Below are 20907 nucleotides of genomic sequence, written 5' to 3' on the forward strand. Positions count from 1 at the left end.
TGCGGACCTAAGCCGCACCATCCTTTGCGAAAGCGACAGCCATGACGACCTATACCGCCCTGACCATCATGCCCGGCGAAGATGCGGCCTATGCCCTGTCCGAGGCGCTGGAACAGCTTGACCCCGCACCTATCGGGACTGGCGTGTTCGAGATCGAGGACGGGTCCGGCCTGTGGGAAGTCGCGGCCTATACGACCGACCGCCCCGATGCCGGTGCGCTGGCGGTGCTGGCGGCGCTGCATGGGGCCAAGCCTTTCACGATCTCGGAAGTCCCCGATCAGGATTGGGTCTCCAAGGTGCAGCGCGATCTGGCACCGGTGCCTGCGGGGCGGTTTTTCGTTTACGGCGCGCATGATGCGGACAAGGTACCCGAGGGCAGTATCCCGCTGTTGATCGAGGCCGCGATGGCCTTTGGCACCGGCCATCATGGCACGACATTGGGCTGCCTGCTGGCCTTTGAAGAGGTGCTGGGCATGGGCTTCAGCGGCGGGCGCATCCTGGATCTGGGCTGCGGCACGGCGGTGCTGGCAATGGCGGCGGCCAAGGTGCTGGGCGGGCCGGTGCTGGCCAGCGATATCGACCCTGTCGCCATCGATGTGGCGCGCGCGAATGTCACGGCAAACGGCCTTGCTGGTCAGGTCGATTGCCTTGTGGCGGCGGGCTTTGGCGGAGGTGATCCGCGCATGACGGGTCCGTTCGATCTGATTTTCGCCAATATCCTCAAAGGTCCGCTGATCGCTCTGGCCCCGGAAATTGGCGGCAATACCCGGCCGGGGGGCTATCTGATTCTGTCGGGACTGCTGAATGAACAGGCGGCCGAGGTGGCCCGGGTCTATGCAAGCAATGGTTTCGATCTGTGCAAAACCTCTGGCATCGGCGATTGGGCGACGCTTGTTTTGCGGCGCAGCCTGCCGAATTGATCGGTATTTGATACAAAATACTTGTTTCCAAGCGGCTTTTTAGCGATCTTTGGGGCGTCTCTGTGGTGTAGTGGTAGGATTGTTTTTCATGGTGCAGGTGAACACCCCTTTTGAAAAGCGCTTGAAGCATATCATGCGCAAACATGACCAACTTGCCAAAGGTGCGGTCAAAACGGTGACCTCGGACGGGCTGATCGTGCTGAAGCCACGGGCCTACCGGCCAAAATTTCCGCTGCGCGGCATCATCGTCGTTTTGGTTGCGGGCTTTGCCTTCAAGGGTGTGTTATTGGCCAGCATTGGTGATGCGGCCTATGCCGCGCAGGTGGCGGATCTTGCGCAGGGCGGCATGGTGGACCGGATCGGGGCATGGGTCATGCAGATCGACGCCGCGACGATGCTGATCGCGGATTTCATATCCTCCCATCTGGGTGACATGATCTGAACGCAAAAAACCGCACTGTCACCAGCGCGGTCATGGCGGCGATGGCCTTGGGGTCAGCGGGCGGCGCGGGTCGCGATCATGTCGATGTCACCGATGCACAGACCGATATCATCAAGTTCGCGCGCCGACAGTTTGGACAGCGCGTTGCGGGTGATGCGGGCGTCGTTCCATGCGGCCAAAGTGGCGATGATGGAAACAAAGAAACGGATTGTGCGTCCGGCGGACAAGCCGACAGTCGCCCGGTTGGTTGCGTAAGTGGCCATGGCCATGATCCTTGTACATGCTGCTTTGCAGCGAAAATCTGATAGCCAGCATCTAGGAGCCTTTCGCGCACCGCACCAGAGTTGATTTTGCATAAGTCATATGCGTTTTTAGAATGCCTAATTTTTATGCAAAAGATCAGCCAAAGGGCTTTATTCATTGGGCTTGGGCGCATCGCGTAGACCGGTCAAAACCCGGCCCACTGGCGGCCTGCGCCGCGATGCCTTGGCAAAGGCGCTTGGTTTTTGTTCGCCTTTTGTGCTAGCCTTCGGCCAAGCAAGAACAAGGGGCAAGCAATGCGCGTATTGGGGATAGATCCGGGCCTGCGGAACATGGGCTGGGGGCTGATCGACGTGGCCGGATCGCGGATCACCCATGTCGCCAATGGCATCGCCCATTCGACGGGCGCTGATCTGGCGATGCGGCTGTTGTCGCTGCATGACCAGCTGAGCGCGATGATCGCCTTGCATGCCCCGACCGCGGCGGCTGTGGAACAGACATTCGTCAACAAGGATGGTGTCGGCACGTTGAAACTGGGGCAGGCGCGCGGCATCGCGCTGCTGGTCACGGCGCAGGCGGGGCTGACCATCGGGGAATATGCGCCCAATGCGGTGAAAAAGGCCGTGGTCGGTGTGGGCCATGCCGATAAGGTGCAGATCGCGCATATGGTGAAATTGCAACTGCCCGGCGTGGCGCTGGCGGGGCCTGACGCCGCCGATGCGCTGGCGATCGCGATCTGCCATGCGCATCATCTGCAATCGGCCAATCGGTTGACCCAAGCGCTTGCAAAGGCCAGCGCATGATCGGGAAAATCGCCGGACGGCTGGAATACCGCAGCACCGACCACGTGCTGATCGACGTGCGCGGCGTGGGTTATCTGGTCTATGTCTCTGAGCGCGTGATGGCCAGCCTGCCGCGCAACGGCGAGGCGGTGGCGCTTTATACCGACCTGCTGGTGCGCGAGGACCTGATGCAGCTGTTCGGGTTTACCACGCTGGTGGAAAAGGAATGGCACCGTCTGTTGATGTCGGTGCAGGGGATTGGGGCGAAAGCCTCGCTTGCGATCCTCGGGGCGCTGGGCGCGGATGGTGTCAGCCGCGCCATCGCACTTGGCGATTGGAATGCCGTGGCCAAGGCCAAGGGCGTGGGGCCAAAGACCGCGCAGCGCGTGATCATCGAACTCAAAGACAAGGCCCCCGGTATCATGGCGCTGGGTGGCAGCGTGACCGCCGCGACAGGCGATGAGGTGATCGAGGCCGACCCCGCCCCCGCGCCCCGCGCCACCCCGCAACCCGCCAGCACTGCGCAGGCCGATGCAATGTCGGCGCTGGCCAATCTGGGTTATGCGCCCGGTGATGCGGCCAGCGCTGTGGCGCAGGCTTTGGGCGCTGATCCGCAGGCGGATGCAGGTGCATTGATCCGCGCCGCCTTGAAGCTCTTGGCGCCTAAGGGCTAGATGGGCGGATGACCCAGCCCGACCCCACCCTGCGCCCCGACCGCCAGCCCGAGGATGCCGACCGCGCCCTGCGGCCGCAGACCTTGGACGAATTCATCGGCCAGCGCGAGGCGCGGGCGAACCTCAAGGTCTTTATCGAAAGCGCGCGCCGCCGGGGCGAGGCGATGGATCACACGCTGTTCCACGGCCCCCCCGGTCTGGGCAAGACGACGTTGGCGCAGATCATGGCGCGCGAATTGGGTGTCGGCTTTCGCATGACATCGGGGCCGGTCTTGGCCAAGGCGGGCGATCTGGCCGCGATCCTGACCAATCTCGAAGCCCGCGACGTGCTGTTCATCGACGAAATCCATCGGCTGAACCCTGCGGTGGAAGAGGTGCTTTATCCCGCATTGGAAGATTTCGCGCTGGATCTGGTGATCGGCGAAGGGCCTGCCGCGCGCACGGTGCGGATTGAACTCCAGCCTTTCACGCTGGTGGGGGCGACCACGCGGATGGGCCTGCTGACCACGCCTTTGCGCGACCGGTTCGGCATTCCGACACGGCTGGAATTCTACACGCAGGACGAATTGCACCTGATCGTCACCCGCGCCGCCCGCCTGCTGGGCGCGCCCGCTGCTGATGAGGGCGCGCGCGAGATCGCCCGCCGCGCACGCGGCACGCCGCGGATCGCGGGGCGGTTGCTGCGCCGCGTCGTGGATTTCGCCATCGTCGAGGGTGACGGCACCGTCACGCAGGAAATTGCCGATATGGCGCTGAACCGGCTGGGGGTTGATAATCTGGGGCTGGATCAGGCCGACCGGCGCTATCTGCGCCTGATCGCCGAAAGCTATGCCGGCGGGCCTGTCGGGATCGAGACCCTGTCCGCCGCCCTCTCTGAGAGCCGCGATTCTCTGGAAGATGTGATCGAGCCTTATTTGCTGCAAAAGGGCCTGATCCAGCGCACCCCGCGCGGGCGGATGCTGGCGCAGGCCGCTTGGACCCATCTGGGGCTGGATGCGCCGAAACCAGCGGGACAAGGCAGATTGTTCGATGAATGATCCACGCAGCATCGACGCGCTAAGTGATTTGTCCGAGGCCGTCTCTGACATTTATGCCAAGAGGTTTGGGATTGACCGCAATACTGTCTGGCACTTGGCCAAGCTGACCGAGGAACTGGGCGAATTGCAGGCAGCGTTTCTGAAACGGAACGGGCAGGGACGGACGGCGCAGGATGTGCAGGCGCTTCAAACCGCGATGGAGGATGAGGTCGCGGATCTGTTCGCGCAGATTCTGTTGTTCGCGCGGTGGCAGAATATCGATATTCCCACTGCAATTGCCCGCAAATGGGGCCAATACCTGCCCCCGCCGCGACAAACGGAAGAATGATGACCGACCTTACCCCCTATTTCACCCGCTCTGACGGTGCCTATGTCTTTGCCCGCTGGGGGCGGCCCATCGTGCCGGTGGTCTTTGGTGTCGATGATGCGACGCTGTCGCTGTTCAAAGGCGCGATCGAGGCGGTGGTCGTGCTGGCCAATCACAAGATGGACGAGGTCGATACCGAACTGGGTGCCAATCTGATGGTGTTTTTCTGCCGCGACTGGGCGGAACTGACCGAGGTGCCGCATCTGGACCGGCTGGTGCCTGACCTTGCGCCGCTGGTGACACGTTTGCAGCAGGCGGATGCCAACCAATACCGGATCTTTCGCTTTGATGATGCCGGCGGGATCAAGGCGGCCTTTGTCTTTCTGCGGCTCGATGCGCATCTGGAACAGGTGCCCGCCGATACGCTGGCGCTCAGCCAAGCGGCGCAGGTGATCCTGCTCTGGTCCGATCTGGCCTTTACCGACATCCCACCGCTGGCGCTGATCGATGGCAAGGCCGTGCTGCGCCCCGAGGTGGCGGATGTGATCCGTGCGGCCTATGACCCGGTCATGCCAATAGCCGCGCGCGACCCGGCCCATGCCCTGCGCCTTGCGGCCCGTGTCCAAAGGCCAAGCTGATGCATCTGTTCGATCTGCGCGTCTATTACGAGGATACCGATCTGGCGGGGATCGTCTATTACGCCAATTACCTCAAATTCATCGAACGCGCCCGCAGTGAATGGGTCCGCGCCCTTGGCATCGACCAGACACAGATGAAGGCCCAAGGGCTGGTTTTCGCCGTCCGCAGGGTCGAGGCGGATTACCTCTCGCCCGCATATTATGATGATCAGCTTTGCGTCGAAACGCATGTTCTGCCCGGTTCGGGTGCGCGCTTGGTCCTGCGGCAGGATGTCAAACGCGGCGAGGCCGTGCTGTTTTCGGCCGTCGTGACCATCATCTGCATGACCATTGATGGCACGATTACCCGGCTACCGGCGGCGATCCGCCAAGCCTTGGGGTTAAAATAGTGGCAAATTCGGCTTTGTGATGCCGGTTTGGTTGGATTTGCCTTATGCTTTGCGCTAATGATGGGCGTAATTGAGCCCGAACACGGGCCGTCAGGCAGAGCAGGCACATGGAAGTAGCACACGAATTCACAATGTGGGCGTTGTTCGCGCGCGCCACGATCATCGTCCAGCTGGTGATGATCATGCTGGTCCTCGCATCGGTGTGGTGCTGGGCGATCATCATTGACAAGACGCGCCAGTTTCGCGCCGCACGGGCCGAAGCGGATATTTTTGACCGGGCCTTTTGGTCGGGCGAGCCGCTGGACCAGCTGTTTGAACAGATCGGTCCTGATCCCGATGGGGCCTCTGAAAAGGTCTTTGCCGCTGGCATGAATGAATGGCGCCGGTCCCACCGGCAGGATGGCGGGCTGATCGCGGGGGCTACGGCGCGGATCGACCGGTCGATGGATGTGGCCATCGCCAAAGAAGCGGGCGCTCTGCAAAAAAGCCTGCCGGTGCTGGCCACGGTCGGGGCGGTTGCGCCTTTCGTGGGTTTGTTCGGCACGGTCTGGGGCATCATGAACGCCTTTATCGAGATCGCCGAGCAGCAGAACACCAGCCTTGCGGTCGTCGCGCCGGGGATCGCAGAGGCGCTTTTGGCGACGGGTCTTGGCCTTTTGGCGGCTATCCCGGCGGTGATCTATTACAACAAGCTATCTGCCGACAGCGACCGGATCGTGGCGGGCTATGAGGCTTTTGCCGACGAATTCTCGACCATCCTCAGCCGCCAGTTGGATAGCTGACATGGGGGCCGGGGTCATGAAGGCGCGTGGCGGTGGCGGCAGAGGCCGCAGGCGCAGCCGTGGCGGGCAGCCACCGATGTCCGAAATCAACGTCACCCCCTTTGTCGATGTGATGATGGTGTTGTTGATCATCTTCATGGTGGCCGCACCTTTGTCGGTTGTCGGCGTGCCGGTGGATTTGCCGCGCACGGCGGCCACGGCCCTTGCAGGTGATGAAGAAGAACCGCTGACCGTCACCATCACCGCCCAAGGCATCGTGATGATCCAGGAAACCGAAGTGCCGCCCGCCGATCTGGTCACCCGCCTGCGCGGAATCGCTGCGGAACGGACCAGCAACAAGATCTTTCTGCGCGCCGATGGCGCCAATGCATGGAACCGCGTGGCCGAGGTGATGGGCGCGCTGAATGCGGGCGGATTTTCCGACATCGGCCTTGTGACGGATATTGGCGGCCCAACCTTTGACGGTGCCGACGGATAAGATGCAGACGCCGGGCACGTATATCTCTGCGGTCGGTCATGTGGGGTTGATCGGCTGGCTTCTGCTGGGGTGGGGGATGCAATCGCAGCCACTGCCGATGCAGGTCATGGATGTCTCGGTCATGTCGGGCGAAGAATTTGACCAAATGATGGCGGCCCGCACGCCGGAACCGGGCGATGCCCCGCCCACAGACCCGCCCACAGACCCGGTGCAGCCTGTCATCGCAGAAACGCCGCCGCCCGTGGTGGACATGCCGCCGGAACCCGCGCCGCCGCCTGAACCGCAGCCCGCACCGCCCGTGCCCGCACCACCGCCCGCCGATGTGACAGATGCCGCACCTGTCGCGCCGCCGCCGCCTGCCGTGCCAGAGCCAGCGCCCGACCTGCCGCCCAGCAATGACCCGACCCAGGCCCCTGCGAACCGGATCGCCGCGACCCCGACAGCACCGCCGCCGCCCGATGCGCAGGTCTCTGACATCGCGCGCGATGCCGTGGTGCCCGATGACAGCGCTCCGGCCGAGGTCGCCATGCCCGAACAAGAGGCTACCGCCCCCGAACAGACCGCGACCGAGATCGTCATCGCCGATGAACGTCCGCGCGGTGCCGTGACAACATCCCTGCGGCCCATCGCGCGCCCCGCGCGTCCGGCGCCGCCTGTTGCCACGCCAGAGCCCCAGACAGCCACCGAACCGGCACCAGCGCCAGCACCAGTGCCGGACACCAGCGATGCCGTCGCCGATGCCCTGGCCGCCGCTGTCGCCAGCAGCGCCGCCCCCGCCGTGCAGGCTGGCCCGCCGATGACGGGGTCCGAGCGCGACAGTTTCCGGATCGCTGTGAACAGCTGCTGGAACGTGGACCCCGGCTCTGTCGCGGCGCGTGTGATCATCGAGGTCGGCTTTACCCTGACCCGCGAAGGGCTGATCGAGGGGGAGCCGCGTCTGTTATCGTCTGACGGTGACCAATCTGCCACAAATACGGCCTTCGAGGCGGCCCGCCGCGCGATCCTGCGCTGTCAACGTGGCGGATATCAGCTTCCGGCTGATAAATATGACCAGTGGCGCGAAGTTGTGATTACATTCGACCCCAGCGGTATGCGATTGAGATAACAGAACCACCAAGACGGGTGCGCGCCGCTTTGGCAGATCGCCCGTGACGACCAGGAATGATGCTTTCGGCACATAGAACCGGCAGCGAAAGAGGCAGAGATGATGAAAAGAATTTTGACGTTGCTGATCGCCCTGATTGTTGCGGGCCCCGCCTTGGCGCAGGGCGGCCCGTTGCGGCTGACGATCACCGATGGGGTGATCGAGCCGATCACCTTTGCCGCGCCGACATTCGAGGCGGAAACGCCGCAGGCGGGCCAGCTTGCCACCGAGCTGACGCGCCTTGTCGCGCAGAACCTGTCCGGCACCGGGCTGTTCCGCGAAGTACCGGCCAGTGCCTTCATCTCGCAGGTCAATGCTTTTGCGCAGCCGGTCGCCTTTGCCGATTGGCGTGCAGTCAATGCGCAGGCGCTGGTGATCGGCGCAGTCAGCGTCACTGGCGATCAGGTCAATGTGAAATTCCGCCTGTTCGATGTCTTTTCCGGCCAAGAGCTGGGCAGCGGGCTGCAATTTGCCGGCACGACCGCAGGCTGGCGGCGGATGGGGCATAAAGTGTCCGATGCCGTCTATAGCCGGATCACCGGCGAAGGCGGCTATTTTGACAGCCGCGTGGTCTTTGTCGCGGAAAGCGGCCCCAAGGATAACCGGCTCAAGCGGTTGGCGGTGATGGATTATGACGGCGTCAACATCCAGTTCCTGACCGACAGCAGCAGCATCGTTCTGGCGCCACGGTTTTCGCCGCGCGGTGATCAGGTGCTTTACACCAGTTTTGAATCCGGTTTTCCGCGCATCAACCTGCTGGATGTCGCCAATGTCGCGCGCCGCCAGATCGCCACAGCCCCTGGCGAGATGTCATTCAGCCCGCGGTTTTCGCGCGATGGGCGGCAGGTGATCTATAGCCTGTCCAATGGTGCGACGACCGATATCTACCGCACCGATCTGGACACGGGCCAGCATGTGCGCCTGACCGCGACACCCTCGATCGACACCGCCCCCAGCCTGTCGCCTGATGGATCGCAGATCGTGTTTGAAAGCGACCGTTCGGGCAGCCAGCAGCTTTATATCATGTCCTCCTCTGGCGGCGATGCGCGCCGGATCTCTTTTGGTGAGGGTCGCTATAGCACGCCGGTCTGGTCGCCGCGCGGTGACCTGGTGGCCTTTACCAAGCAGAATGCAGGGCGGTTCCACATTGGCGTGATGCGCACCGATGGGTCCGAGGAACGTTTGCTGACCTCGTCCTTTCTGGACGAAGGGCCGACATGGTCGCCCAATGGCCGCGTCATCATGTTCACCCGTGAAACCCAAGGGGCCGATGGGGCAAGCGCGCTTTACTCGGTCGATATCTCGGGGCGCAACCTGCGCGCTGTCCCGATCCAGAGCGCCGCATCCGATGCCTCTTGGGGACCGTTACAACCCTGACCGGACGGCACAAGCCGTTCCCAGACCCCGATTGCCATGCTATACTGATGAAAATGAGCAGATAAACAGGATCACCCTATGAAGATGATGACAAAGGCGACAATCTTGCTTTTGGTGCTGGCAACCGCAGCCTGTACCAACCCCAATCGTTTTGGGGCCGGTGGCGCAGGCGGTGCCGGTGCTGACGGTTTCGGCGCAGCGGCCGGGATGGCGGGGTCCGCCAGCGACCCGCGCAGCCCGATGTTTTTCAACCAGACCGTCGGGGACCGCGTCCTGTTCGCCGTTGACCAATCCACGATCAGCCCCGAAGGCCGCACCATTCTGGATGGGCAGGCGCAATGGCTGCTGACCAATGCCGATTACCGCGCAATCATCGAAGGCCATGCAGACGAGCAGGGCACACGCGAATATAACCTTGCCCTTGGTTTCCGCCGCGCCAATGCCGTGCGCGAATATCTGGTGTCGCGCGGCGTGCCGTCATCGCGCCTCGAAGTGACCAGCTATGGCAAGGAACGCCCTGTCGAGGTTTGCTCGAACGAGGCTTGCTATGCCAAGAACCGCAGGGCTGTGACAGTTCTGTCCTTTTCGGCCATGACCAGCTGATCCAGACCGGGGCCCCATGATGCTGCACCGTATTCTTGCCGTTTGTGCCGTTCTGCTGGCCCCTTTGCCTGCCGCAGCGCAGGACCAGACGCTGGCGGATATCCGCCAGCAATTGACCGCGCTTTATATTGATGTGCAGCGGCTGCGCACTGAATTATCCACGACCGGCAGCGTGCCCACTATGATTGCGGGCGCGACCCCGCTGGACCGGCTGGACGCGATCGAGGCAGAGCTGCAGCGCCTGACCTCCAAGGCCGAAGAGCTGGAATTTCGCGTCAACCGCATCACCGTGGATGGCACGAACCGTATCGGTGATCTGGAATTCCGGCTGTGCGAGCTGGAAACAACATGCGACATCGCCGATCTGGGCGATACGCCGTCGCTGGGTGGCGTGGATAATTCGGCCGGCGTGCCTGTCGCCAACCCGCCGCCTGCCACGGGCGGCCCGGCCGTTGCAATCGGCGAACAAGACGATATCCGGCGGGCGCAGGAGGCGCTCGCCGCAGGTGACTTTCGCGGCGCCGTGGATCAGCTATCGGCCTTTGGCGCGACCTATCCGGGAAGCCCGCTAGCGCCCGAGGCTGCCTTTATCCGCGGTCAGGCGCTGGAGGCTTTGGGCGAAAACACCGGCGCGGCCCGCGCCTTTCTGGAAAGCTTTTCGGCAGATCCCACAGGCCAGCGCGCCGCGCAATCGCTGGTCCGGCTTGGGGCGTCGCTGGGAGCGATCGGGCAGACGCAGGATGCCTGCCTGACGCTGGCCGAAGTGGGGGTGCGCTTTCCGGGCAATCCCGCCATCGCGGATGCGCAGACGGCGATGCAAAATCTGGGATGCCAGTAGCGCCGCGGCCTCCTGTGCTTGCGCCGCAGTTCGCCCAAGTGCTGCAAAGCGGTGCGCCGGTCGGGCTTGCGGTCTCGGGGGGCGGGGATTCCATGGCGCTGCTGCATCTGGCGGCGGCGATGGGCGGGCGGATCAGCGTTGCCTCGGTTGATCACGGCCTGCGACAGCAAAGCGCCGCCGAATGCGCGATGGTTGCCGAAATCTGCGCGGGTTATGGCTTGCCGCATCAGACCTTGGCATGGACCGGCTGGGACGGGCGCGGCAATCTGCAGGATCAGGCGCGCCGGGCGCGCTATGGCTTGCTGGCGGATTGGGCGCATGCGGCGGGGCTGGGTGATATCGCACTGGGCCATACGGCCGATGATCAGGCGGAAACTGTCATCATGGCGCTGTCGCGTGGGGCCGGGGTTGATGGGCTGGCCGGCATGGCGGAAGTGACCTGCCGCGATGGCCTGCGCTATCACCGGCCCTTGTTGCAGATCACACGCGCGGCACTGCGCGCCTATCTGCAGGCGACGGGGCGCGGCTGGTGCGATGATCCGGGCAATGATGATCCCGCCTATGAACGGATCAGGATCAGGCAAGCGGCGGATGTCTTGGCAACGCTGGGGCTGACGCCGCAGGCTTTGGGGCAGGTCGCGCGGCATATGGCGACAATCAGCGCCGCGCTGGAGCGTGGCACCGCCGAGATTGCCGCCGCTGTGACATTGCCGCAGGGGGGTGATGTGCTGGTCACATTGCCCCTGCGCGATCTGTCACGCGAACAGGCCCGGCGGCTGGTTCTGGCCGCGATGGCGCAGGTGCATCGGCAGATGCCCATGCCACGGCGCGATGAACAGCAACGCTTGATGCAGGGTTTGATGCAGGGGCAGGGCGGCACGCTTGGCGGTTGCCTGCTGACATTTGACGGACCGGTCCTGCGCATCAGCCGCGAACCGCAGGCCGTGGCGCAGCTGGTCACGCCGACAAATGCGCTTTGGGATGCACGGTGGCGGCTGTCGGGGCCGCATGCCCCCGATTTGCAACTGCGCGCGCTGGGGGCGGGGATCGACCTTTGCGGTGACTGGCGCGCCAGTGGCTTGCCGCGCCGATCCTTGCAGGCCACGCCTGCCGTCTGGCGTGCCGCGACGCTGATTTCTGCACCTTTGGCGGGTTTCGGGGCTGATTGGTCCGCGCAGATTGTCGCGGACTAGCCCTGCGCGCGGCTTTGCGCATTGAAGATCGGCGGTTTGTCCCTATTCTAGTGATAACCACGCAGGCACGAGTCTGTCGCCTGTTTGACGATGTGATAGGAGTCCCCCTTGGGTAACGCACGCAACATGGTCTTTTGGGTCGTCATGTTCTTGATGGTCCTGGCCTTATTCAACCTGTTCAGCAGCCCTGCCAGCACGACTGGCGGCGATGCGCGCAGCTTTTCTACCTTTGTCGAGGCCGTGCAATCCGGTCGCGTGACCGATGCCGTGATCGACGGCGAACGTGTCCGCTATTCCGAAGGCGGGCGGAACTATACCACCATCGCGCCATCGGATGCGGAAATCACCAATCTGCTGATCGGCGCCAATGTGCCCTTCGAGGCGCGCAGCCAGGAAACATCGGTATTCCAGTCCTTCCTTGTCAGCCTGTTGCCATTCTTGCTGCTGATCGGTGTCTGGATCTATTTCATGAACCGGATGCAGGGCGGCGGCAAAGGCGGGGCGATGGGCTTTGGCAAATCCAAGGCCAAGCTTTTGACCGAAAAATCGGGCCGCGTGACCTTTGACGATGTCGCGGGCATCGACGAGGCCAAGGAAGAGCTGGAAGAGATCGTCGAATTCCTGCGCAACCCGCAGAAATTCAGCCGCCTGGGTGGCAAGATCCCCAAAGGTGCCTTGCTTGTCGGCCCTCCGGGCACCGGTAAGACGCTGCTGGCGCGCGCCATCGCGGGCGAGGCGGGTGTGCCTTTCTTCACCATCTCCGGTTCTGATTTCGTGGAAATGTTCGTCGGTGTCGGTGCATCGCGTGTGCGCGACATGTTCGAGCAGGCCAAGAAAAACGCGCCCTGCATCGTGTTCATCGACGAGATTGACGCTGTAGGCCGTGCCCGCGGTGTCGGCATGGGCGGTGGGAATGACGAACGCGAACAGACGCTGAACCAGCTGCTGGTCGAAATGGACGGGTTCGAGGCCAATGAAGGTGTCATCATCGTCGCCGCCACCAACCGGCGCGACGTGCTGGACCCTGCGCTGCTGCGCCCCGGCCGTTTTGACCGTCAGGTCACCGTGCCGAACCCCGATATCAAGGGCCGCGAAAAGATTTTGGGCGTGCATGCGCGCAAGGTCCCGCTGGGTCCCGATGTCGATCTGCGGATCATCGCACGCGGCTCGCCCGGGTTTTCGGGGGCCGATCTGGCCAACCTTGTGAACGAGGCCGCCTTGATGGCCGCGCGCGTGGGGCGCCGCTTTGTCACGATGATCGATTTCGAATCGGCCAAGGACAAGGTGATGATGGGGGCCGAGCGCCGGTCCATGGTCATGACCGCCGAACAAAAGGAAATGACCGCCTATCACGAGGCGGGCCATGCGATCGTCGGAATCTCGCTGCCGAAATGTGATCCGGTCTATAAAGCGACGATCATTCCGCGCGGCGGTGCGCTGGGCATGGTGATGAGCTTGCCGGAAATGGACCGTCTGAACATGTTCAAGGATGAATGCCACCAGCGTCTGGCGATGACGATGGCGGGCAAGGCTGCCGAGATCATCAAATACGGACCCGATGCTGTCAGCAACGGCCCTGCCGGTGATATCCAGCAAGCCAGCCAGCTGGCCCGCGCCATGGTGCTGCGCTGGGGCATGTCCGACAAGATCGGCAATATCGATTATGCCGAGGCGCATGAAGGCTATCAGGGCAATACCGCCGGTCTGTCGGTATCGGCCGATACCAAGGTCATGATCGAGGAAGAGGTGCGCCGCTTCATTCAGGACGGCTATGAGCTTGCCTATAAGATCATCACCGAAAAGAACGAAGAGTTCGAGCGTCTGGCCCAGGGTCTGTTGGAATATGAAACCCTGACCGGCGACGAGATCAAGCGCGTCATGGCGGGTGAATTGCCGCAAGCCTCGGGCGATAACGGCGGCACGCCGCCATCGGCGGGGTCCTCGGTGACGGCGATCCCCAAGACCAAACCGAAAAAACCGCCAGCCTCGGGTAGCGGGATGGAACCGGAACCTTCTGTCTGAAGCCGCAAACGCCGCCCCAAGGGGCGGCGTTTCGCCTTGCTGATCCGGCCCCTGCGGCGCCGGATGCCTCCGGCGGGGATATTTTTTCTCGGAAGATGACTTGTCTTTTCGCGCCCTGCGCGGCCAATGTTGGCGCAGTAGCAGGAGGCCGACCATGCCCGCATTGAAGAAGACGCAGATCATCGGTGAAGTCGTCTGGCTGGGTCTGGTGCCCGACCGCGAGGCGGCGCTGACCTCGGTCGCGGTGCCGCAGGCGCAGCTGACCTATGCCGGCATTCCCGGCGAGGCGCATGGCGGTTTGACCCGCCTGTCGTGTTCGCGCGTCACCAGCCAGCATCCGCGTGGCACCGAGATCCGCAACGTGCGCCAGCTTTGCGTCATGTCTGCCGAGGAATTGGCGCTGATCGCTGCTGATTGCGGGTTGGATGATCTTGATCCCGCCTATGCAGGCGCGTCGCTGGTGCTGCGCGGTATTCCCGATTTCACCCATCTGCCGCCTTCATCGCGTCTGCAATTTCCCGACGGATCGGTGATTGTCGTCGATATGGAAAACCAGCCCTGCCACTTGCCTGCCAAGCCGATCAACGCCGATCATCCGGGGGCAGGCGACCGTTTCAAGGCGGCGGCCAAGGGCAGGCGCGGCGTCACCGCCTGGGTCGAGCGCGAAGGCCATGTGCATGTGGGCGATGCGGTCTCGCTGCATCTGCCCGGCCAGCGCGGCTGGCAGCCCTGACCCAAGCCGCTGGTGGGGCGGATTGCGTCGCAATCAGGGGACGGCAGGCGCAAGCGCCTCTTTAGAAAAGAGGACATGGAAAGACACAGGAAAGATCACATGGCCGTCAAATCCGATATCGAGATCGCCCGCGCCGCCCACAAGCGCCCCATTCAGGAGATCGGTGCCAAGCTGGGCATCCAGAGTGACGATCTGGTCCCTTACGGCCATGACAAGGCCAAGGTCAGCCAGCAGCTGATCGATGCCGTGCAGGACCGCCCCGATGGCAAGCTGATCCTGGTGACCGCGATCAACCCGACACCTGCGGGTGAGGGCAAGACAACCACGACTGTGGGTCTTGGTGACGGGCTGAATGCGATCGGCAAAAAGGCGATGGTCTGTATCCGCGAAGCCTCGCTCGGCCCCTGTTTCGGGATGAAGGGCGGCGCGGCGGGGGGCGGCTATGCGCAGGTGGTCCCGATGGAGGATATGAACCTGCATTTTACGGGTGATTTCCATGCGATCACATCAGCCCATAACCTGCTGGCGGCGATGATCGACAACCACATCTATTGGGGCAATGCGCTGGATATCGATATCCGCCGCATCGTCTGGCGCCGCGTCATGGATATGAACGACCGGGCCCTGCGCCAGATCACGGCATCTTTGGGCGGTGTTGCCAATGGATATCCGCGCGAGGCCGGGTTTGATATCACCGTCGCGTCCGAGGTGATGGCGATCCTTTGTCTGGCGCGCAATCTGGCCGATCTGCAAAAGCGGTTGGGCGATATCATCGTCGCCTATCGCCGCGACAAGACGCCCGTTTACTGCCGCGATCTCAAGGCGGATGGCGCGATGACGGTATTGCTGAAAGATGCGCTGCAACCCAATCTTGTGCAGACGCTGGAAAACAACCCCGCCTTTGTGCATGGCGGTCCTTTTGCCAATATCGCGCATGGCTGCAATTCGGTGACAGCCACGACCACCGCGCTGAAACTGGCCGATTATGTCGTGACCGAGGCCGGTTTCGGGGCCGATCTGGGTGCGGAAAAGTTCATGAATATCAAATGTCGCAAGGCCGGGATCGCCCCCGCCTGCGTTGTCGTGGTTGCGACCGTGCGTGCGATGAAGATGAATGGCGGCGTCGCCAAGGCCGATCTAGGGCTGGAGAATGTCGCCGCCGTGCAGGCGGGCTGCGCCAATCTGGGCCGCCATATCGAGAACCTCAAATCCTTCGGCGTGCCGGTTATCGTCGCGATCAACCATTTCATCACCGACACCGAGGAAGAGGTCGCGGCCGTCAAGGCCTATGTCGCGTCCCAAGGCTCTGAGGCGGTGCTGTGTAGACATTGGGCGCAGGGATCGGCGGGGATCATCGATCTGGCAACCCGGGTGGCCGAGATCGCCGATAAGGATGTGGCCAATTTCGCGCCGATCTATCCCGATACGATGCCCCTGTTCGACAAGATGCAGACCATCGCGCAAAAAATCTATCGCGCCGATGATGTGATTGCCGATGACAAGATCCGCGCCCAGCTGGCGCAATGGGAAGATCAGGGATATGGCCATCTGCCGGTCTGCATGGCCAAGACCCAATATAGTTTCACCACCGACCCCGACCGGCGCGGCGCGCCCACGGGATTCACCATTCCGCTGCGCGAGGTCCGCCTAAGCGCGGGTGCCGGTTTCATCGTCGCCATCTGCGGCGAGATCATGACCATGCCGGGCCTGCCGCGCGTGCCTTCGGCGGAAACCATCATGCTGAACGAGGATGGCCAGATCGAAGGCCTGTTCTAGGTCGGCTGTGCTGTTGTCATCGGATCGTGCAGCGCGTATCCGACCAGCGGGCCGCAGGCAAAGAGGACCGGATGTGAAGACACCGCAAGAGTGCAGCGACATGGCCGATATCAGGGCCGAGATTGACCGGATCGATGCCGCTTTGGTGCAGATCTTGGCCGAACGCGCCGCCTATATCGACCGCGCGGCGGCGATCAAGGCTGTCGCCGCTCTGCCCGCCCGGATCACGCCTCGGGTGGAACAGGTGGTGTCCAATGTACGCGATCATGCGCAGGCCCATGGCCTGTCGCCTGATCTGGTGGAAATGCTTTGGCGGCAGCTGATCGACTGGTCGATTGCGCGCGAGGAAACCCGGCTGGGGCCGGATAGCGACAGGGAAGATATGCGATGAAAGCTCATGTTCTGGACGGCAAGGCCTTTGCGGCCAAGCTTCGGGTCACCATCGCAGGCCATGTGGCGGCCTTGCATCAAGCGCAGGGTATCGTGCCGGGCCTGGCCGTTGTGTTGGTGGGCGAGGACCCTGCAAGCCAGGTTTACGTCCGCAGCAAAGGCAAGATGACGCGCGAGGTGGGGATGCAGAGTTTCGAGCATCGCCTGCCCGATACCACGTCAGAGGCCGATCTTCTGGCGCTGATCGCGCAGTTGAACGCCGATCCGGCGGTGCATGGCATTCTGGTGCAGCTGCCGCTGCCCGGCCATCTGAACAGTGATCTGGTGATCAACAGCATTGATCCGGCCAAGGATGTGGACGGGTTTCATATCTCGAATGTCGGGCTGTTGGGGACCGGGCAAAAGGCCATGGTGCCTTGCACGCCTTTGGGCTGCCTGATGCTGCTGCGTGATCACCACGGGTCTTTGGCAGGTAAACATGCGGTGGTGATCGGGCGGTCCAATATCGTTGGCAAGCCGATGGCGCAATTGCTGCTGGGCGACAGCTGCACTGTCACTATCGCGCATAGCCGCACGGCCGATCTGGCTGCCATGGTCCGGCAGGCCGATATCGTCGTGGCCGCCGTGGGCCGCGCGCAAATGGTGCCGGGCGATTGGATCAAGCCCGGCGCGACGGTGGTCGACGTGGGCATCAACCGGATTGCCACGGATGATGGCGGCACGCGGCTGGTCGGCGATGTGGATTACGATTCCTGCGCCGCCGTTGCGGGCGCGATCGCGCCGGTGCCGGGTGGCGTAGGTCCGATGACGATTGCCTGTCTTTTGGCCAATACCGTGACGGCCTGTTGCCGTGCCAATGGGCTGGCAGAGCCTGCGGGGCTGACGGTCTGATCCGCCTGCTGCGCAGACGGAGCCTCCGGCGGGGATCACGTCAAATCGCGCTTGCGCGAATTGACGCGCTCGGAAGATGGTGAAGGTCACGCCAAGGGGACGGCCAGCGCTTTATGCCCTGTCAGGATCGCAAAGGCGCGCGGGCCGAACAGCTGTCGGATCACCGGCGCCATGCAATCCAGCCCACCCGTATAGGCGCCATAGGCGGGCATGATCATGCGGGTGGCATCGACGACAAAGGCGGGGCGGCTGCGCCCGGCAAGCCGGTGCTTGGGGTGGTAATGGCCTGATACCTCGGCGGTGGCGCTGGTTGCGATATGGCGAAAGCTTAGCGTGCCCACCTGGATCTGCGCCAGATGGCTGCCGCCCAGATCGACGGGACCGGGGTCGTGATTGCCTTCGATCCATACCCAGTTCCGGCCCGCCTGCAGGCTGGTCAGTCGCAGGCGCATTGCATCATCCAGACTGCCTGCCGCGGTCAGATCGTCGAAACTGTCGCCAAGGCAGATCACCTGTCGCGGATCGGTTGCGCCGATATCGCCTGCCAGCCTGTCCAGCGTTTCCTGCACCTCATAAGGGGGCAGCATCACACCGCTGCGCCGCGCGATCCGGTCGGATTTGCCCAGATGCAGGTCAGAAACGCAGAGCGTGCCGGCCTCTGGAAGCCAGAGCGCGCCGCTGGCCAGGGCCTGGCAGCGCATGCCGCAAAAGGTGAAAGCATAGCTGTTCATGCGATTTTAATGGCCGATTTGCGCCGCGCTGCGCAAGGTTCAATCTATCGCCAATCCGACCTTGGCGATCAGCGCTGCGGCTGCGTCTTCCATCAGCCGTTCGCGCCCTGCACCGGCCAGCGCGATGCGCCCCTGTTCTAGTAAAAGCGGCATCGCAAGCGGGGTCACCCGGTCCAGCAGGATATGATCGACGCGGCCTGCGGTGCGCGTCAGCATTTCCTCGATCCGACCGAAATCCACCAGACCGCGCAGGGCCTCTTCACGGGTGATTTGCAGCATCAGGTGGTCGGGGTCGTATTTGGCCAAAGTGTCGTAGAGGATGTCGGAGGAAAACGTCGCCTGCCGCCCCGATTTGCGCGCCTGCGGCAGGTTGCGTTCGATCAGCCCCGCGATGGTCGCGGCCCCGCGAAAGGTGCGTTTCATGACGGCATTGCCGGACAGCCAATCCTCGAACCCGGCGCGCAGGTCGGGGGCGCGAAACAGGGGCGCCGCGTCAGTCACCGCATCGAGCCCCCAGATCAGCACCGCGTAATCGGTGGCGACGAAACCCAAAGGATGCAGGCCCAATTCCTCCATCCGCTGGGTCAAGAGCATCCCCAGCGTCTGCATCGCATTGCGCCCTGCGAAGCCGTAGACGCACAGATGCTGGCGCCCGTCATGGGGGAAGCTTTCGACCAGGATCCGGTCGGCCTGAGGCAGTTTGGACAGCTGCCGTTGTAGCCCCAGCCAATCGGCGGTGTGGGCGGGCAATTGCGGCCAGTCATCTTGCGCGAACATCCGCAGGATGCGCTGCGAGAGCTGCGTGGAATTGGCGAATTTCGTGCCCATGAAGGTCGCGATCTTGGGGGTTTTAGCGGCGTCGCGCGTGACCTCGACCGTCATTTCGCGCAGGCCTTCGTAGCGCACGATCTGGCCACCGATCAGGAAAGTGTCGCCTTGGGTCAGGGTGGCGGCAAAGGCTTCTTCGACCTCGCCCAGGGGTTTGAAATTGCCCTTCATGCGGACCTTGAGCGTGTCGGTGTCCTGAATCGTGCCGATATTCATCCGGATCCGCAGGGCCGCGCGCGGGTCGCGCAGCTGCCATTTGCCATCCGCGGTCTGCAACAGCCGTTTCCAGCGGTCATAGGCGCGCAAAGCATAGCCGCCGGTGGCGCAGAAATCGAGGCAGGCGTCGAACTCCGCGCGGGTCAGCCCGGCATAGGCACCCGTGCTGCGGACCTCGGCGAACAGATCATCGGCATGAAACGGCCCCGCGCAGGCCGCAATCAGGATATGTTGGCACAGCACATCGCGCGGGCCAGCGCCCTTGGGGTCGCCGTCAAGGTCATGGGCTTGCACGGCCTGCAAGGCGGCGACGCATTCGACAACCTCGAACCGGTTGGCAGGCACCAGCAGCGCCTTGGACGGCGCGTTATAGCGGTGATTGGCGCGTCCGATCCGCTGCACCAGACGTTTCACATTCTTGGGCGCGCCGACCTGAATGACCAGATCGACATCGCCCCAATCGATCCCCAGATCCAGACTGCCGGTGCAGACGATGGCGCGCAGCTGGCCTGCGACCATCGCGGATTCCACGCGTTCGCGCTGTTCGCGCGCCAGACTGCCGTGGTGGATGCCGATCGGCAGATCATCGGTATTGGCCAGCCAGAGATTGTGAAAGAAAATCTCGGCCTGGGCGCGGGTATTGTGAAAGATCAGCGTGGTTTTGTGCTGTTTCACGGCCTCCAGCACGGCGGGGATCGCATAGGTCGCCCCACCCCCGGCCCAAGGCGGGGGGGCGTCAGTTTGCAGCATGGCGATATCGGGGGCAGGGCCTGGATCGGCCAGCAGGATCGGGCAGGGGTCTGGGTGGCGCGCCAGCATCCGGGCGATGGCGGGCGGATCCTCGACCGTGGCGGACAGGCCGACACGGCGCAGGCCGGGGGCAAGGGTCTGCAAGCGGCTGAGCGCCAGCATCAGCTGATCGCCCCGTTTGCTTTCGGCCAAAGCATGGATTTCATCGACGATCACGCGCTGCAATCCGGCAAAGATGCGCGGCGCGTCCTCATAGCTGATCAACAGCGCCAGCGATTCCGGCGTCGTCAGCAAGATATGCGGCGGGTCGGCGCGCTGGCGGCGTTTTTGGGTATAGGATGTATCGCCGGTCCGATCCTCGATCCGGATCGGTAAAGCCATGTCATCGACGGGTCTGCGCAGATTGCGTTTGATATCCGCCGCCAGCGCCTTGAGCGGCGAGACATAGAGCGTGTGCAGCCCCTGATGCGTCCCATCCGCCAATTCTGCAAGGCTGGGCAGAAAACCCGCCAGCGTCTTGCCCCCGCCGGTGGGTGCGATCAGCAGCAGCGCGGGGTCGCCCGCGCGGTCCAGCATCGCCTGCTGATGCGGATGCACCGACCAGCCGCGGCCTGCGAACCAGTCGTGAAATAGCGCTGGCAGGTGGCGCGTGGCGTCCGGCATGGCTGTCCCGATGAAAAAGGCTTCCTCCTAGGTAGGGGGAAG

Annotated in this window: 23 protein-coding genes; 20 read left to right on the forward strand and 3 right to left on the reverse strand. The window is 63.2% G+C overall.

All coding sequences use genetic code 11. The features are described 5' to 3' along the window. The first annotated feature begins 41 nt into the window (after positions 1-41). On the forward strand, positions 42-920 hold the full coding sequence (locus LOKVESSMR4R_RS03205; protein WP_204248714.1) for a 50S ribosomal protein L11 methyltransferase: 879 nt from the start codon (positions 42-44) through the stop codon (positions 918-920). 133 nt (positions 921-1053) lie between these two features. Beyond that, the gene (locus LOKVESSMR4R_RS03210; RefSeq protein WP_237331891.1) at positions 1054-1362 is read left to right on the forward strand and encodes a hypothetical protein; all 309 of its coding nucleotides are present in this window, start codon (positions 1054-1056) and stop codon (positions 1360-1362) included. A 53-nt stretch (positions 1363-1415) separates the two neighbouring features. On the opposite strand, the gene LOKVESSMR4R_RS03215 is transcribed toward LOKVESSMR4R_RS03210, so the two are convergent. Beyond that, positions 1416-1631, reverse strand: a complete 216-nt coding sequence (locus LOKVESSMR4R_RS03215; protein ID WP_087206277.1) for a DUF1127 domain-containing protein — start codon at positions 1629-1631, stop codon at positions 1416-1418. A gap of 288 nt (positions 1632-1919) precedes the next feature. Here LOKVESSMR4R_RS03215 and ruvC point away from each other — a divergent pair, with 288 nt between their 5' ends. From ruvC to folD, 18 genes are all read left to right on the forward strand, one after another. Beyond that, a complete protein-coding gene (ruvC, locus tag LOKVESSMR4R_RS03220) occupies positions 1920-2426 on the forward strand; it encodes a crossover junction endodeoxyribonuclease RuvC (RefSeq protein ID WP_087206278.1) in 507 nt (168 codons plus the stop codon). Next, on the forward strand, positions 2423-3079 hold the full coding sequence (gene ruvA, locus LOKVESSMR4R_RS03225) for a Holliday junction branch migration protein RuvA (RefSeq protein ID WP_087206279.1): 657 nt from the start codon (positions 2423-2425) through the stop codon (positions 3077-3079). The genes ruvC and ruvA overlap by 4 nt, the downstream gene beginning before the upstream one ends. A gap of 8 nt (positions 3080-3087) precedes the next feature. Then, positions 3088-4116, forward strand: coding sequence for a Holliday junction branch migration DNA helicase RuvB (gene ruvB / locus LOKVESSMR4R_RS03230; RefSeq protein WP_087206280.1), 1029 nt, complete (start codon positions 3088-3090; stop codon positions 4114-4116). After that, positions 4109-4444: a MazG nucleotide pyrophosphohydrolase domain-containing protein gene (locus tag LOKVESSMR4R_RS03235; RefSeq protein ID WP_237331892.1), complete on the forward strand. Its 336-nt coding sequence runs from the start codon at positions 4109-4111 to the stop codon at positions 4442-4444. The genes ruvB and LOKVESSMR4R_RS03235 overlap by 8 nt, the downstream gene beginning before the upstream one ends. Then, a complete protein-coding gene (locus tag LOKVESSMR4R_RS03240) occupies positions 4444-5061 on the forward strand; it encodes a hypothetical protein (RefSeq protein WP_087212510.1) in 618 nt (205 codons plus the stop codon). The genes LOKVESSMR4R_RS03235 and LOKVESSMR4R_RS03240 overlap by 1 nt, the downstream gene beginning before the upstream one ends. Then, positions 5061-5450: a tol-pal system-associated acyl-CoA thioesterase gene (gene ybgC / locus LOKVESSMR4R_RS03245; protein WP_087206282.1), complete on the forward strand. Its 390-nt coding sequence runs from the start codon at positions 5061-5063 to the stop codon at positions 5448-5450. The genes LOKVESSMR4R_RS03240 and ybgC overlap by 1 nt, the downstream gene beginning before the upstream one ends. A gap of 107 nt (positions 5451-5557) precedes the next feature. After that, complete coding sequence (gene tolQ / locus LOKVESSMR4R_RS03250; RefSeq protein WP_087206283.1) at positions 5558-6232, forward strand: protein TolQ; 675 nt, start codon at positions 5558-5560, stop codon at positions 6230-6232. A gap of 1 nt (position 6233) precedes the next feature. Next, positions 6234-6710 (forward strand): ExbD/TolR family protein, encoded by a 477-nt coding sequence (locus tag LOKVESSMR4R_RS03255; RefSeq protein ID WP_087206284.1) that lies wholly within the window; start codon positions 6234-6236, stop codon positions 6708-6710. 1 nt (position 6711) lies between these two features. Then, positions 6712-7815 (forward strand): energy transducer TonB, encoded by a 1104-nt coding sequence (locus tag LOKVESSMR4R_RS03260; RefSeq protein WP_087206285.1) that lies wholly within the window; start codon positions 6712-6714, stop codon positions 7813-7815. Positions 7816-7914: 99 nt separating this feature from the next. Further along, positions 7915-9231: a Tol-Pal system beta propeller repeat protein TolB gene (tolB, locus tag LOKVESSMR4R_RS03265; RefSeq protein WP_162290719.1), complete on the forward strand. Its 1317-nt coding sequence runs from the start codon at positions 7915-7917 to the stop codon at positions 9229-9231. Between the two features lie 78 nt (positions 9232-9309). Next, positions 9310-9834, forward strand: a complete 525-nt coding sequence (pal, locus tag LOKVESSMR4R_RS03270) for a peptidoglycan-associated lipoprotein Pal (protein WP_087206286.1) — start codon at positions 9310-9312, stop codon at positions 9832-9834. A gap of 16 nt (positions 9835-9850) precedes the next feature. Then, entirely contained in the window at positions 9851-10672 is an 822-nt protein-coding gene (gene ybgF, locus LOKVESSMR4R_RS03275) for a tol-pal system protein YbgF (protein ID WP_087206287.1), read from the forward strand. Then, positions 10663-11865, forward strand: coding sequence for a tRNA lysidine(34) synthetase TilS (tilS, locus tag LOKVESSMR4R_RS03280; RefSeq protein ID WP_087206288.1), 1203 nt, complete (start codon positions 10663-10665; stop codon positions 11863-11865). Before ybgF ends, tilS begins: the two co-directional genes overlap by 10 nt. Before the next feature lie 108 nt (positions 11866-11973). Continuing rightward, entirely contained in the window at positions 11974-13887 is a 1914-nt protein-coding gene (gene ftsH / locus LOKVESSMR4R_RS03285) for an ATP-dependent zinc metalloprotease FtsH (protein WP_204248715.1), read from the forward strand. Positions 13888-14041: 154 nt separating this feature from the next. Next, positions 14042-14620: an MOSC domain-containing protein gene (locus LOKVESSMR4R_RS03290; protein ID WP_087206290.1), complete on the forward strand. Its 579-nt coding sequence runs from the start codon at positions 14042-14044 to the stop codon at positions 14618-14620. Between the two features lie 99 nt (positions 14621-14719). After that, positions 14720-16396: a formate--tetrahydrofolate ligase gene (locus tag LOKVESSMR4R_RS03295; RefSeq protein ID WP_087206291.1), complete on the forward strand. Its 1677-nt coding sequence runs from the start codon at positions 14720-14722 to the stop codon at positions 16394-16396. Positions 16397-16469: 73 nt separating this feature from the next. Beyond that, positions 16470-16787, forward strand: coding sequence for a chorismate mutase (locus LOKVESSMR4R_RS03300; RefSeq protein WP_237331893.1), 318 nt, complete (start codon positions 16470-16472; stop codon positions 16785-16787). Then, positions 16784-17677, forward strand: a complete 894-nt coding sequence (folD, locus tag LOKVESSMR4R_RS03305; RefSeq protein ID WP_087206293.1) for a bifunctional methylenetetrahydrofolate dehydrogenase/methenyltetrahydrofolate cyclohydrolase FolD — start codon at positions 16784-16786, stop codon at positions 17675-17677. The genes LOKVESSMR4R_RS03300 and folD overlap by 4 nt, the downstream gene beginning before the upstream one ends. Before the next feature lie 86 nt (positions 17678-17763). On the opposite strand, the gene pdeM is transcribed toward folD, so the two are convergent. Continuing rightward, complete coding sequence (gene pdeM, locus LOKVESSMR4R_RS03310; RefSeq protein ID WP_087206294.1) at positions 17764-18408, reverse strand: ligase-associated DNA damage response endonuclease PdeM; 645 nt, start codon at positions 18406-18408, stop codon at positions 17764-17766. Between the two features lie 39 nt (positions 18409-18447). After that, positions 18448-20865: a ligase-associated DNA damage response DEXH box helicase gene (locus LOKVESSMR4R_RS03315; RefSeq protein ID WP_087206295.1), complete on the reverse strand. Its 2418-nt coding sequence runs from the start codon at positions 20863-20865 to the stop codon at positions 18448-18450. Positions 20866-20907 lie beyond the last annotated feature (42 nt).

Origin of the sequence: Yoonia vestfoldensis (genome assembly GCF_002158905.1) — a bacterium.
Lineage (GTDB): Bacteria > Pseudomonadota > Alphaproteobacteria > Rhodobacterales > Rhodobacteraceae > Yoonia > Yoonia vestfoldensis_B.

Bases quoted from the DNA above. Each gene is read 5' to 3' on its own strand.
- LOKVESSMR4R_RS03240 (WP_087212510.1), top strand. From the start codon at position 4,444: ATGACCGACCTTACCCCCTATTTCACCCGCTCTGACGGTGCCTATGTC.
- ybgC (WP_087206282.1), top strand. From the start codon at position 5,061: ATGCATCTGTTCGATCTGCGCGTCTATTACGAGGATACCGATCTGGCG.
- LOKVESSMR4R_RS03295 (WP_087206291.1), top strand. From the start codon at position 14,720: ATGGCCGTCAAATCCGATATCGAGATCGCCCGCGCCGCCCACAAGCGC.
- tolB (WP_162290719.1), top strand. From the start codon at position 7,915: ATGATGAAAAGAATTTTGACGTTGCTGATCGCCCTGATTGTTGCGGGC.
- ruvB (WP_087206280.1), top strand. From the start codon at position 3,088: ATGACCCAGCCCGACCCCACCCTGCGCCCCGACCGCCAGCCCGAGGAT.
- ybgF (WP_087206287.1), top strand. From the start codon at position 9,851: ATGATGCTGCACCGTATTCTTGCCGTTTGTGCCGTTCTGCTGGCCCCT.
- LOKVESSMR4R_RS03210 (WP_237331891.1), top strand. From the start codon at position 1,054: ATGCGCAAACATGACCAACTTGCCAAAGGTGCGGTCAAAACGGTGACC.
- LOKVESSMR4R_RS03290 (WP_087206290.1), top strand. From the start codon at position 14,042: ATGCCCGCATTGAAGAAGACGCAGATCATCGGTGAAGTCGTCTGGCTG.
- LOKVESSMR4R_RS03215 (WP_087206277.1), bottom strand. From the start codon at position 1,631: ATGGCCATGGCCACTTACGCAACCAACCGGGCGACTGTCGGCTTGTCC.
- LOKVESSMR4R_RS03260 (WP_087206285.1), top strand. From the start codon at position 6,712: ATGCAGACGCCGGGCACGTATATCTCTGCGGTCGGTCATGTGGGGTTG.
- tilS (WP_087206288.1), top strand. From the start codon at position 10,663: ATGCCAGTAGCGCCGCGGCCTCCTGTGCTTGCGCCGCAGTTCGCCCAA.
- ruvC (WP_087206278.1), top strand. From the start codon at position 1,920: ATGCGCGTATTGGGGATAGATCCGGGCCTGCGGAACATGGGCTGGGGG.
- LOKVESSMR4R_RS03315 (WP_087206295.1), bottom strand. From the start codon at position 20,865: ATGCCGGACGCCACGCGCCACCTGCCAGCGCTATTTCACGACTGGTTC.
- LOKVESSMR4R_RS03255 (WP_087206284.1), top strand. From the start codon at position 6,234: ATGGGGGCCGGGGTCATGAAGGCGCGTGGCGGTGGCGGCAGAGGCCGC.
- folD (WP_087206293.1), top strand. From the start codon at position 16,784: ATGAAAGCTCATGTTCTGGACGGCAAGGCCTTTGCGGCCAAGCTTCGG.
- LOKVESSMR4R_RS03235 (WP_237331892.1), top strand. From the start codon at position 4,109: ATGAATGATCCACGCAGCATCGACGCGCTAAGTGATTTGTCCGAGGCC.
- pal (WP_087206286.1), top strand. From the start codon at position 9,310: ATGAAGATGATGACAAAGGCGACAATCTTGCTTTTGGTGCTGGCAACC.
- LOKVESSMR4R_RS03205 (WP_204248714.1), top strand. From the start codon at position 42: ATGACGACCTATACCGCCCTGACCATCATGCCCGGCGAAGATGCGGCC.
- pdeM (WP_087206294.1), bottom strand. From the start codon at position 18,408: ATGAACAGCTATGCTTTCACCTTTTGCGGCATGCGCTGCCAGGCCCTG.
- tolQ (WP_087206283.1), top strand. From the start codon at position 5,558: ATGGAAGTAGCACACGAATTCACAATGTGGGCGTTGTTCGCGCGCGCC.
- ruvA (WP_087206279.1), top strand. From the start codon at position 2,423: ATGATCGGGAAAATCGCCGGACGGCTGGAATACCGCAGCACCGACCAC.